Below are 11,409 nucleotides of genomic sequence, written 5' to 3'. Positions count from 1 at the left end.
CTGGGCGAAATGCGCCTGGTAAGCAGAGTTTTTGAAATGTAAGGCCTTTGAATAAGACAAAAGGCTGCCTCATCGCTAACTTTGCAACAGTGCCGTCAGCAGTCCCTAGATATTCAAATTAGAGCACTTAAGAACGCGGGGGTAAAAGCCAACCGTATTTTTACGGACAAGGCATCGGGAAGTTCAGCTGCCAGGGAAGGACTTGAGCTGTTGCGCATGAAGGTGGAAGATGGAGATGTCATTCTGGTGAAGAAGCTAGACCGTCTTGGTCGTGACACTGCCGATATGATTCAACTAATAAAAGAATTCGATGCCTTGGGTGTGGCAGTCCGATTCATTGATGATGGGATCAGTACCGATGGAGAAATGGGGAAGATGATCGTCACAATTCTATCAGCAGTGGCACAAGCAGAACGTACTCGCATCTTTGAACGAACAAATGAAGGAAGAATTGAGGCCAAGTCTAAAGGAATTAAATTTGGCAGAAAACGGAAAATAGACAGGAATAAAATAAAATTTATGCATGATAAAGGAACTGGAGCAACTGAAATAGCTAAGCATATGGGTATTGCGCGTTCAACCGTATATAAAATTATCAATTCAGAACGTTCACCAATCAATGATTGATTATCTTACAACTGACAAGGTGGAATTGTGAGAACATTTGTTATAATTTGGACGATAGCTTTCATTGCGGTAATTGCTGTAATGTGTACAGTGGATCTTTCATTATATGTACCTTCAATTTACACCGTATTTAATAAAAACAAACCTTTAGTAACTGGTATTATATATATACTACTAATATCTATTTTTATATGGCTAATTGTAGCGTTATATCTTTTAAAAAAATACTCATTTAAAGTAGAGAAATTAAGTTTAGGCGGCGTTAATGTTCTGTTCAATGAAAGTGGTACGTTATATCGCAAAAGTATAAAAAATCATCTGGATTCAAAAAGAGCTATCTTTAAGTTGAAGAAAAATGTGGACGCATTCGATGAAGTTATCTCATCATATTATCAGACATATCAATTTATTAGAGATGAAATGAAACTATTGAATCCAAAAAAAGACAATGAGTTATATAATATTAGCAATGATATGTTAATGGTGTTAAATAAATTTTTAACTAAAAATCAAAATAATTATAAAAGATGGTATAAATATATATCAGATAAGGATGAAGTTATTGATGTTATAACTAATACACCATTAAAAGTTCACCTGACGCCTATAAATAAAATACAAAAGCAATACTATAACTACAGTAAAATATGTAACGATTTTAAAGTAGTAAATGATTTTTTCACATCACGGGTTCAACAAACATTTAACGTGAACACCACCAAATGGGATTGGTAACAAGTAAAGGGGAGTATCATACTCCCCTTTACTGTTTCTGCTAGCCATTACGCATTCTCATTGGGGTAGAAAAAACGTATTCGCACTTATCTTTATCTTGATATGTTAACTCAATCATTTTTCTAAGGTTTTCTGGGTTATTGTGTATCTGATCCCAGTTGACTATTGATATATATGACTTTTCACTCATCAAGTTATCGATAACTCTTTCAGGCATATATGGATATATTTCTTTATATGTTGTTCTGTCGTTGATTGTTATCCACTCGGTTATATTAGGATGAAATTCATTTTTTTCATTTTCACCATGACTGGCTCTAATGTTGTTTGTCCCTGTTGAAGGAAGATTTATAATAAAAATACCTGATTTGCCGTTTCTGGGACTATCCCTCATGGATGAATATAATTCCCAATCAACATGCTTTCTATTTTTAGTCTCAGTCCCAACGAGTAAAATAAGAGCGGATGTATCACGTAAATATTCATCCCTTATTATTTCTCTGATCTTTTGAGGTTCTTCTTCTTCATCAATGTCACCAAGTGATACCGAGCGATTCACAAAAATATCAAAAACATCATTCATTTTTTCAAGTTCGTTTTTGTACCATTGGTCATTAGCATGGTGGTAACTGATGAAAACTTTGTGCTTGGTCACGCTTTTTCCTCATTTATTCTCTGGTTTACGGATTTTACATCTTCATCCATACCGAGTAAAAGTCTTATAATTTATTTTTTCACACTAAGAGATACTCTCAACCACTGGATACAGTATAATCAGGAAGTGGCTACATTCTTCCAATTCAAATGAAGAGAGCAGACTTACATGCAATTCATCCATAATGATCTTGGTCAAAGAAAAAGAGGGGAGATTGTTGAAATCACCCTTACCAGTGGTGCAAATGTTAGACTAATGGATAGTTCTAACTTCAGTAGTTATAAGAATGGCCGACGACATTCCTACATTGGTGGGTTAGCAAAGCGCTCCCCCATAAGGTTACAGATCCCTTCATCAGGCCATTGGCATATTGCTGTAGATATGCAGGGATTAAGGGGGAGTACCAGGGCTTCTGTTCGCGTTCTTCCAGGGGTTCTTCCTGAAATTCAGGATAGGCCGTTAAGCGAAGTTCCTAGTCTGGTAAGAGATAACAGACCACCGTCAACAGCACAGAGCAACGAGATACATGACGTATTTATTTCGCATGCCTCAGAGGATAAAGATGATTTTGTTCGCTCTCTGGCAAACTCATTAATCAGTCACGGCCTTAATGTATGGTATGACGAAATGACGTTAAGAATTGGTGACAGCCTGAGACAAAAAATAGACAAAGGTTTAGCAAACAGTCGTGTTGGGTTAGTAGTTTTGTCTCCGGCGTTTATAAGCAAAGGTTGGACAAATTATGAACTTGATGGAATCGTCACTCGTGCTATTTCTGGTGAGCAAATATTGCTTCCCATATGGCATAATATTACAAAACAAGAAGTTGTCGATTTTAGTCCATCATTAGCAGACAAAGTTGCTCGTAGTACTGCAACTCATACAATCGATGAAATTGCTCATGAGATAGCCGAGCTACTGCATTCTCGTGGTTAATGTTTATCGAAATTCAAATAGCAAAACAAAAGGATCAATCAGCGATCCTTTTTTTATTTTTATGAATATCAATAAATTACATTCTTAACGTACGTTTTCGTTCCATTGGCCTTCAAACCCCGTGACTGCCGGAAGATTACCGGCAGCAAGCAAAGCCTAACGGATGATGATTTTTTCCTTAAAGAGCTGCACAGCAGCGAAAAATGGCCCGCATTCCTGCAAACCGCCGTTGAGAAGAAACGCACTATCGTGATCTGCGGTGAAACCGGGTCGGGGAAAACGGTACTCACGCGCGCGCTGTTAAAATCGCTACATAAAGACGAGCGTGTAATTATTTTAGAGGACGTTCACGAAGTCACGGTCGATCACGTTGTAGAAGCCGTTTATATGATGTACGGCGATGCAGGAAAGATCGGCCGCGTCAGCGCCACTGATGCCCTGCGAGCCTGTATGCGTCTGACACCGGGCCGTATCATCATGACTGAGCTTAGGGATGATGCTGCGTGGGATTATCTTAAAGCACTTAATACCGGCCATCCAGGCGGTGTTATGTCAACGCACGCTAACTCTGCGCGCGATGCCTTTAACCGTATTGGGCTGCTTATCAAGGCGACCCCTATCGGCCGTATGCTCGATATGAGCGATATTATGCGAATGCTCTACTCCACCATTGACGTTGTGGTGCATATGGAAAAGCGGAAAATCAAAGAAATTTATTTTGACCCTGAATATAAAATGCAGTGTGTGAACGGGAGCCTGTAATGAAAAACTTAGCAACCTGGCTTCTGGCCGCAGCATTTACGACAGCCGCCCTGCCCGCCTTTGCGGTGGAACCATCCGTTCAGGTTGGCTACTCGCCTGAAGGAAGCGCCCGCGTTCTCGTCCTGAGCGCCATTGACTCCGCAAAAACCTCGATACGGATGATGGCTTATTCTTTTACCGCCCCGGATATTATGAAAGCACTGGTAGCAGCCAAAAAACGGGGAGTTGATGTGAAAATCGTAATTGATGAAAGGGGCAATACGGGGCGCGCCAGCATTGCGGCCATGAACTACATAGCGAACAGCGGCATCCCTTTGCGTACTGACAGTGATTTCCCTATCCAGCATGACAAGGTGATCATCGTGGATAATGTGACCGTTGAAACTGGCAGCTTTAATTTCACCAAAGCGGCCGAAACGAAAAACTCGGAGAATGCGGTGGTGATCTGGAACATGCCTAAGCTCGCTGAATCATTCCTCGAACACTGGCAAGACCGCTGGAATCGGGGGAGAGACTACCGTTCCAGCTACTGAATACTGACCGCCAAAAGGCGGTTTTTTTGTTCAAAGAAACTGATCTCAGTATCGCGCCCGGGGCAGCTGGCCAACGTCGCCGGCATCGCGCCGGCAAAAATCGAAAAACAGAAATATCAGCAAGATAGCTTAAACAGGTGTCGGGAAATTTCGTTGAGATATTTTGAAGGAATCACAGTGTAAGCAGGCGCTTTTTCAGGGAGGCGCGTTCTTGCGGGTTGCGTCCCTTGTGATTGGCGATGCGATCCGCCGTGGCGGCCTGGCGCTTGACGGGCCAGTAGGAGCGGCCATCCTTGCCCATCGACCAGACGCTGCTGGCCTGGTTTTCCAGCAGGGGCAGATGGGCGCTCAGGGCTTCGGGCGACGCGCTGGTCAGCGCCGTGCGCTCACGGGTGCGCCAGCGCTGATGCCAGAGCTTCTTGTCCTCGCGCTCGCTGCCGCAGGTCGTGTGCCCGACGATGGGTGTTTTGCGGCGGCTGCGGCTCATAACGTAGTGGTCTCCAAGAACATTCAGGACTGATCCCAGGCGTCGATGGTCAAGACCTGATCGGCAGGACAGGCGGCTACGCGGTCGGGAACTGGATGGTGTTCAGTCTCATGCCGACCCCATTCGATTGATCGCGTCGCTTGCGGCACGCTGCGACGCAAGGAGGTTTGCGACCTGGTTTAGCAGCCGTGTCCGCTGCATGTCTGTTACCTATCTCCCCGACCGCTCATTGGACCAACTCCAGAGATTGGGCTCTATCGCTCAGCCAATACGAAACCGGCATTGGCTGATGCCACAACCGAGACTAACACAAATGGCTCGGTACCTGTATTTCGCGCCCCGTGCACTTGGCCCGGTCTTGCCACGGCTATCTCACCTTCCCTGAGGGCACGAACAATCCCATTGCCCTGAAAGTAATCAGCCATTCCCGACAAAACAGTCCACGTGTCTTGGCCGTGAGGATGAATGTGAGCCGCAATTTCCTGCCCGGGATGGACATGCCAAACCACGATAATTGAGTCTCGGGTTTCAAGCACAACGGAACGAATAGGCTCGCCTTCGGACGGTTGAACATACTCGGCTACAGAAAATATTCTCGATTCAACAGTCATCGGAGATCCCTCTTTCACAGTTGTCGTTACGGTCTTCATCGTCGGCATCCTGACGCACGGCGGGCAATTGCTGGAGCAACGCCGGCAGCCATTCCTGTACCGTCTCCCACACCACATCGAGGTTGATGTCGAAATAGCCGTGAGCCATGCGATTACGCATATTGCGCATGCTGCGCCACGGCACGTCGGCATGCGCCTGGGTGAACTCGACGTAGCCATCCATCACCTTTGTGGCCGCCTCGCCGATGACGATCAGGCTCATGATGACGGCCTGCTGGGTGCGCTTGTCGGCCAAGAAGTCGTCCTTGGCCATCCCTTCCACGAAGCTGCGCGCATCGGTTGCGGCCTGCTGAATGTGGTCGAGGTAATCGGGCAGGCGGTTCTCGCTCATATCGGTTGCGCCTCCGCGAGCACCTTGGCCCGGAACTTCGGCGGCAGGTCGCCGGGAGTCAGCAGATCGACGTCAACGCCGAGCAGCGATTTCAGTTCTTCTTCCAAATCGCCCAAGTCCAACAACGTGGCACCGGGCAGCGCATCGACCAACAGGTCGAGGTCGCTGCCATCCCGGTCGGTGCCATGCAGCACCGAGCCGAAGACGCGCGGGTTCGCGGCGCGAAAGCGGCCTACCGCTTCACGCACTGCGCTTCGCTTCATGTCAAGCACAACAGACGGTCGCATGCGCATCCTTTCTTATCGAAACTCGTTGAGATGATATGCAATCAAGAATAGAATTTCAAGAACTATTTTCGAGAATCGCAATGCCTTGATTCCCGTGCCGCGCCGGTTGCCTTGGCGGGCTTGTCACAAACCTACGTTTTCAAGAAGAAGGAAACCGCATGCCCCGCCGTTCGATCCTCTCCGCCGCCGAGCGCGAAAGCCTGCTGGCGTTGCCGGACACCAAGGATGAGTTGATCCGTCACTACACGTTCAGCGAAAGCGACCTCTCCATCATCCGGCAGCGGCGCGGCCCGGCCAATCGGCTGGGCTTCGCGGTGCAGCTCTGCTACCTGGGGTCGTCTCAGAATTCGGAAAATAAAGCACGCTAAGGCGTAGTCACCCCGTGACTCCCCCGCGCCGATGCAGCGAGCTTCGTTCCGTCTTGCAGTGACGCAATCAGCGGGCAGGAAACGTTCCCTTTCCGCGCGTGGCAGGCGCACACCAGTTCAGACAGCACGGCCTCCATGCGTGCCAAGTCGGCCATCTTCTCGCGCACATCCTTGAGCTTGTGCTCGGCCAGGCCGCTGGCTTCCTCGCAATGGGTGCCATCCTCCAGCCGCAGTAGCTCGGCGATTTCGTCCAGGCTAAAGCCCAGCCGCTGGGCCGATTTCACGAACCGCACTCGTGTTACATCCGCCTCGCCATAGCGGCGAATGCTGCCATAGGGCTTGTCTGGCTCCGGCAGCAGGCCCTTGCGCTGGTAGAACCGGATGGTCTCCACATTGACCCCGGCCGCCTTGGCAAAAACGCCAATGGTCAGATTCTCAAAATTAATTTGCATATCGCTTGACTCCGTACATAACTACGGAAGTAAGCTTAAGCTATCCAAACCAAATTTGAAAGGACAAGCGTATGTCTGAACCACAAAACGGGCGCGGCGCGCTCTTCGCCGGTGGGCTGGCCGCCATTCTTGCGTCGGCCTGCTGCCTGGGGCCGCTGGTTTTGATCGCCTTGGGGTTCAGCGGGGCATGGATCGGCAACCTGACGGTGCTGGAACCCTATCGCCCGATCTTCATCGGCGCAGCGCTGGTCGCGCTGTTTTTCGCCTGGCGGCGCATCTACCGCCCGGCGCAAGCCTGCAAACCGGGTGAGGTCTGCGCGATTCCCCAAGTGCGAGCTACTTACAAGCTCATTTTCTGGATCGTGGCCGCGCTGGTCCTGGTCGCGCTCGGATTTCCCTACGTCATGCCATTTTTCTATTAATCACAGGAGTTCATCATGAAAAAACTGTTTGCCGCCCTCGCCCTCGCTGCCGTTGTTGCCCCCGTGTGGGCCGCCACCCAGACCGTCACGCTGTCCGTACCGGGCATGACCTGCTCCACCTGCCCGATCACCGTCAAGAAGGCGATTTCCAAGGTCGAAGGCGTCAGCAAAATTGACGTGACCTTCGAGACACGCGAAGCGGTTGTCACGTTCGATGATGCCAAGACCAGCGTGCAGAAGCTGACCAAGGCAACCGGAGACGCGGGCTATCCGTCCAGCGTCAAGCAGTGAGCCACTGAACCCGAACCTGGGGCGATCATGGGACTGATTACACGCATTGCCGACAAGGCTGGCGCGCTTGGCAGCGTTGTTTCCGCGATGGGATGCGCTGCCTGTTTCCCGGCTATCGCCAGCCTGGGCGCGGCCATCGGCCTTGGCTTTCTACAGGAATACGAAGGGTTGTTTATCTCCAAGCTGCTGCCGCTGTTCGCAGTCGTGGCTTTGCTGGCGAATGCACTGGGCTGGCTGAGTCATCGGCAATGGTACCGCAGCCTGCTCGGGATGGTCGGCCCAGCCATCGTGCTGGCGGCCATGCTCTTGTTTTTTGGCAATTGGTGGACGGCGAACCTCCTCTATGTCGGTCTGGCCTTGATGATCGGGGTGTCGATCTGGGATCTGCTCTCACCGGCCAACCGCCGCTGCGAACTACCACCCAAACACGGCTAACTGCATTGGCAGTTGCCGAAACGAAAAGGAACGATGCAATGTATTTGAATATCACCGGAATGACCTGCGACTCGTGCGCGACACATGTCAAGGACGCCCTGGAGAAAGTGCCGGGCGTGCTGTCGGCGCTCGTGTCCTACCCGAAAGGCTCCGCGCAACTCGCCACCGATCCCGGCACCTCGCCAGAGGCGCTGACCGCCGCTGTGGCCGGCCTCGGCTACAAGGCCACACCCGCCGATGCCCCATCCACTTCAGCGCGGGGCAGACTGCTTGGCAAGGCGCTGGGATGGCTGGGCGGTGGCGACAAGGCTGGTGGTGATGGGGACGGACTGCACGTCGCCGTTATTGGCAGCGGCGGAGCCGCGATGGCGGCGGCGCTGAAGGCCGTCGAGCAAGGTGCGAACGTCACGCTGATCGAGCGCGGCACCATCGGCGGTACTTGCGTCAATGTCGGCTGCGTGCCGTCCAAGATCATGATCCGCGCTGCCCATATCGCCCATTTGCGCCGTGAAAGCCCATTCGACAGTGGCATCGCGGCGACTGTGCCTGCGATTGATCGCAGCAAACTACTGGCCCAGCAGCAGGCGCGCGTCGATGAGCTGCGCCACGCCAAGTACGAAGGCATCCTGGACAGCAACCCGGCCATCACCGTGCTGCATGGTGAAGCGCGTTTCAAGGACGACCAGAGCCTTGCCGTCCGTTTAAACGATGGCGGCGAGCGTGTGGTGGCGTTCGACCGCTGCCTGGTCGCCACGGGTGCCAGCCCGGCCGTGCCGCCGATTCCGGGCCTGAAAGAGTCACCCTACTGGACTTCCACCGAGGCCCTGGTCAGCGACACCATTCCCGAGCGCCTGGCCGTGATCGGCTCGTCTGTGGTGGCGCTGGAACTGGCGCAAGCCTTTGCCCGGCTGGGCAGCAAAGTGACGATCCTGGCACGCAGCACGCTGTTCTTCCGCGAAGACCCGGCCATCGGCGAGGCCGTTACAGCCGCGTTCCGTGCCGAAGGGATCAAGGTATTGGAATACACGCAAGCCAGCCAGGTCGCGCATGTGGACGGCGAATTCGTGCTGACCACCGGGTACGGTGAAATACGCGCCGACCAGCTGCTGGTCGCCACTGGCAGGGCACCGAACACGCGCAGCCTGGCATTGGAAGCGGCGGGAGTCGCTGCCAATGCGCAGGGGGCCATCGTCATCGACAAGGGCATGCGCACCAGTACGCCACACATTTATGCGGCTGGCGACTGCACCGACCAGCCTCAGTTCGTCTATGTGGCGGCAGCGGCCGGCACCCGTGCTGCGATCAACATGACTGGCGGCGATGCGGCCCTGGACCTGACCGCAATGCCGGCCGTGGTGTTCACCGACCCGCAGGTCGCCACCGTGGGCTACAGCGAGGCGGAAGCACATCACGACGGGATCGAGACCGACAGTCGCACCTTGACCTTGGACAACGTGCCGCGTGCGCTTGCCAACTTCGACACACGCGGCTTCATCAAGCTGGTCATCGAGGAAGGTAGCGGACGGCTCATCGGCGTGCAAGCGGTGGCCCCGGAAGCGGGTGAACTGATCCAGACGGCGGTGCTCGCCATTCGCAACCGTATGACCGTGCAGGAACTGGCCGACCAATTGTTCCCCTACCTGACCATGGTCGAAGGGCTGAAGCTCGCGGCGCAGACCTTCAGCAAGGACGTGAAGCAGCTTTCGTGCTGCGCCGGATGAGGAAAAGGAGGTGTTCAATGAGCGCCTACACAGTGTCCCGGCTGGCCCTTGATGCCGGGGTGAGCGTGCATATCGTGCGCGACTACCTGCTGCGCGGATTGCTACGGCCGGTCGCGTGCACCACGGGCGGCTACGGCTTGTTCGATGACACCGCGTTGCAACGGCTGCGCTTTGTACGGGCTGCCTTCGAAGCGGGTATCGGCCTGGACGCACTGGCGCGGCTGTGCCGGGCGCTGGATGCTGCGGACGGTGACGGTGCGTCTGCGCAGCTTGCCGTGTTGCGGCAACTCGTCGAGCGTCGGCGCGAGGCCCTGGCCAGCCTCGAAATGCAACTGGCCGCCATGCCAACCGAACCGGCACAGCACGCGGAGAGTCTGCCATGAACAGCCCAGAGCACTTGCCGTCTGAGACGCACAAACCGATCACCGGCTACTTGTGGGGCGCGCTGGCCGTGCTCACCTGTCCCTGCCATTTGCCGATTCTCGCCATTGTGCTAGCCGGCACGACGGCCGGCGCGTTCATCGGGGAGCACTGGGGTATTGCAGCCCTCACGCTGACCGGCTTGTTTGTCCTGTCTGTGACGCGGCTGCTGCGGGCCTTCAAGGGAAGATCATGACCGCTTCCCAGCCAGCCGAGAGTGGGCAGCTTTGAGCTTCGCTACCAATCTGGAGGAGTACCACCATGAACGCAAACGCCCCGAACACTGCCAGTTGCACCACCTGCTGCGTATGCTGCAAAGAAATTCCGCTCGATGCCGCCTTCACCCCGGAAGGCGCGGAATACGTCGAACATTTCTGCGGGCTGGATTGCTATGAACGCTTCCAGGCACGCGCCAAGGCCGCGACAGAATCTGACATTGCGCCTGTCCCTGGCGGTTCGCAGCCGTCAGATTGAGGCATACCCTAACCTGATGTCAGATGTTGAGCACAAACAACGTCAGAGTAGGGTATTAATTTATATTTATTGACACATTCAGCCAAGGGTAATAGATTTCATCCTGACATTTTTACCTTTGGAGGCATCTTGCAAGGTCAACGTATCGGCTACGTTCGCGTCAGCAGCTTCGACCAGAATCCTGATCGACAACTGGAACAAATAGAAGTCGGCAAGGTATTCACCGATAAGGCTTCAGGCAAGGACACACAACGTCCCGAACTTGAAAGGCTGCTGGCCTTCGTCCGCGAGGGCGACACCGTGGTGGTGCATAGCATGGACAGGTTGGCACGCAACCTTGATGACCTGCGCCGCATCGTCCAAGGGCTGACACAACGGGGCGTGCGCATGGAGTTCGTCAAAGAAGGGCTAACGTTCACCGGCGAGGACTCACCGATGGCCAATCTGATGCTGTCGGTCATGGGAGCCTTTGCTGAGTTCGAGCGCGCTCTGATCCGCGAACGTCAGCGCGAGGGAATCGTGCTGGCTAAGCAGCGCGGGGCCTACCGGGGACGAAAGAAATCGCTGAACAGCGAACAAATTGCCGAGTTGAAACGGCGAGTTGCGGCAGGCGACCAGAAAACCTTGGTGGCCCGTGACTTCGGCATCAGCCGCGAAACTTTGTACCAGTACCTGCGGGAAGACTGACCATGCCACGCCGCTCAATCCGGCACTGTTGCAAATAGTCGGTGGTGATAAACTTATCATCCCCTTTTGCTGATGGAGCTGCACATGAACCCATTCAAAGGCCGGCATTTTCAGC

19 protein-coding genes and 1 pseudogene are annotated in these 11,409 nt (G+C 52.9%); 14 read left to right on the top strand and 6 right to left on the bottom strand.

The annotated features are described in order from the left end of the window. The first annotated feature begins 81 nt into the window (after positions 1-81). Both HII27_RS26330 and HII27_RS26325 read left to right on the top strand, forming a co-directional pair. The gene (locus HII27_RS26330; protein WP_048998070.1) at positions 82-627 is read left to right on the top strand and encodes a recombinase family protein; all 546 of its coding nucleotides are present in this window, start codon (positions 82-84) and stop codon (positions 625-627) included. A gap of 27 nt (positions 628-654) precedes the next feature. Then, positions 655-1,362, top strand: coding sequence for a hypothetical protein (locus HII27_RS26325; protein ID WP_001258875.1), 708 nt, complete (start codon positions 655-657; stop codon positions 1,360-1,362). 40 nt (positions 1,363-1,402) lie between these two features. On the opposite strand, the gene HII27_RS26320 is transcribed toward HII27_RS26325, so the two are convergent. Continuing rightward, entirely contained in the window at positions 1,403-2,017 is a 615-nt protein-coding gene (locus HII27_RS26320; protein ID WP_000160641.1) for a TIR domain-containing protein, read from the bottom strand. 168 nt (positions 2,018-2,185) lie between these two features. On the opposite strand from HII27_RS26320, the gene HII27_RS26315 reads away from it, so the two are divergent. The 3 genes from HII27_RS26315 (at position 2,186) to HII27_RS26305 (ending at position 4,248) form a co-directional block, all read left to right on the top strand. Beyond that, a complete protein-coding gene (locus tag HII27_RS26315) occupies positions 2,186-2,953 on the top strand; it encodes a DUF1883 domain-containing protein (protein WP_001159650.1) in 768 nt (255 codons plus the stop codon). 105 nt (positions 2,954-3,058) lie between these two features. After that, the gene (locus tag HII27_RS26310) at positions 3,059-3,715 is read left to right on the top strand and encodes a CpaF/VirB11 family protein (RefSeq protein ID WP_000874714.1); all 657 of its coding nucleotides are present in this window, start codon (positions 3,059-3,061) and stop codon (positions 3,713-3,715) included. After that, complete coding sequence (locus HII27_RS26305) at positions 3,715-4,248, top strand: phospholipase D family nuclease (protein WP_000792636.1); 534 nt, start codon at positions 3,715-3,717, stop codon at positions 4,246-4,248. The genes HII27_RS26310 and HII27_RS26305 overlap by 1 nt, the downstream gene beginning before the upstream one ends. A gap of 172 nt (positions 4,249-4,420) precedes the next feature. On the opposite strand, the gene HII27_RS26300 is transcribed toward HII27_RS26305, so the two are convergent. From HII27_RS26300 to HII27_RS26285, 4 genes are all read right to left on the bottom strand, one after another. Then, positions 4,421-4,735, bottom strand: coding sequence for a hypothetical protein (locus tag HII27_RS26300; protein WP_000091613.1), 315 nt, complete (start codon positions 4,733-4,735; stop codon positions 4,421-4,423). A 254-nt stretch (positions 4,736-4,989) separates the two neighbouring features. Then, a complete protein-coding gene (locus tag HII27_RS26295; RefSeq protein ID WP_000215515.1) occupies positions 4,990-5,346 on the bottom strand; it encodes a cupin domain-containing protein in 357 nt (118 codons plus the stop codon). After that, positions 5,336-5,737, bottom strand: a complete 402-nt coding sequence (locus HII27_RS26290; RefSeq protein ID WP_001293886.1) for a HepT-like ribonuclease domain-containing protein — start codon at positions 5,735-5,737, stop codon at positions 5,336-5,338. The genes HII27_RS26295 and HII27_RS26290 overlap by 11 nt, the downstream gene beginning before the upstream one ends. After that, on the bottom strand, positions 5,734-6,024 hold the full coding sequence (locus tag HII27_RS26285) for a nucleotidyltransferase family protein (RefSeq protein ID WP_001247892.1): 291 nt from the start codon (positions 6,022-6,024) through the stop codon (positions 5,734-5,736). The genes HII27_RS26290 and HII27_RS26285 overlap by 4 nt, the downstream gene beginning before the upstream one ends. Before the next feature lie 158 nt (positions 6,025-6,182). Here HII27_RS26285 and HII27_RS26280 point away from each other — a divergent pair. Beyond that, positions 6,183-6,356: pseudogene (locus HII27_RS26280) on the top strand (DUF4158 domain-containing protein); the annotation flags it as partial. A gap of 32 nt (positions 6,357-6,388) precedes the next feature. Here HII27_RS26280 and merR read toward each other — a convergent pair. Further along, entirely contained in the window at positions 6,389-6,844 is a 456-nt protein-coding gene (gene merR / locus HII27_RS26275) for an Hg(II)-responsive transcriptional regulator (RefSeq protein ID WP_001166628.1), read from the bottom strand. Positions 6,845-6,915: 71 nt separating this feature from the next. Here merR and HII27_RS26270 point away from each other — a divergent pair, with 71 nt between their 5' ends. The 8 genes from HII27_RS26270 (at position 6,916) to HII27_RS26235 (ending at position 11,294) form a co-directional block, all read left to right on the top strand. After that, the gene (locus HII27_RS26270; RefSeq protein ID WP_001294660.1) at positions 6,916-7,266 is read left to right on the top strand and encodes a mercuric transport protein MerT; all 351 of its coding nucleotides are present in this window, start codon (positions 6,916-6,918) and stop codon (positions 7,264-7,266) included. Between the two features lie 15 nt (positions 7,267-7,281). Beyond that, positions 7,282-7,557, top strand: coding sequence for a mercury resistance system periplasmic binding protein MerP (gene merP / locus HII27_RS26265; RefSeq protein ID WP_000732276.1), 276 nt, complete (start codon positions 7,282-7,284; stop codon positions 7,555-7,557). 27 nt (positions 7,558-7,584) lie between these two features. Beyond that, positions 7,585-7,992 (top strand): organomercurial transporter MerC, encoded by a 408-nt coding sequence (merC, locus tag HII27_RS26260; RefSeq protein ID WP_000522993.1) that lies wholly within the window; start codon positions 7,585-7,587, stop codon positions 7,990-7,992. A 38-nt stretch (positions 7,993-8,030) separates the two neighbouring features. Continuing rightward, positions 8,031-9,713 carry a mercury(II) reductase gene (merA, locus tag HII27_RS26255; protein WP_000281123.1) on the top strand — a complete coding sequence of 561 codons (1,683 nt, stop codon included), beginning with the start codon at positions 8,031-8,033 and terminating at the stop codon, positions 9,711-9,713. 17 nt (positions 9,714-9,730) lie between these two features. Beyond that, positions 9,731-10,096 (top strand): mercury resistance co-regulator MerD, encoded by a 366-nt coding sequence (merD, locus tag HII27_RS26250; protein WP_001277463.1) that lies wholly within the window; start codon positions 9,731-9,733, stop codon positions 10,094-10,096. Beyond that, positions 10,093-10,329: a broad-spectrum mercury transporter MerE gene (merE, locus tag HII27_RS26245; protein WP_001087807.1), complete on the top strand. Its 237-nt coding sequence runs from the start codon at positions 10,093-10,095 to the stop codon at positions 10,327-10,329. The genes merD and merE overlap by 4 nt, the downstream gene beginning before the upstream one ends. Before the next feature lie 65 nt (positions 10,330-10,394). Beyond that, on the top strand, positions 10,395-10,607 hold the full coding sequence (locus HII27_RS26240; protein ID WP_000993245.1) for a DUF3330 domain-containing protein: 213 nt from the start codon (positions 10,395-10,397) through the stop codon (positions 10,605-10,607). A 129-nt stretch (positions 10,608-10,736) separates the two neighbouring features. Next, on the top strand, positions 10,737-11,294 hold the full coding sequence (locus HII27_RS26235; protein ID WP_001162010.1) for a recombinase family protein: 558 nt from the start codon (positions 10,737-10,739) through the stop codon (positions 11,292-11,294). Positions 11,295-11,409: the final 115 nt, after the last annotated feature.

This window comes from Kluyvera sichuanensis (assembly GCF_014218705.1).
GTDB lineage: Bacteria > Pseudomonadota > Gammaproteobacteria > Enterobacterales > Enterobacteriaceae > Kluyvera > Kluyvera sichuanensis.
The sequence above is the reverse complement of the archived record's forward strand: the minus strand, read 5'-3'. Positions and strand labels throughout refer to the sequence as shown.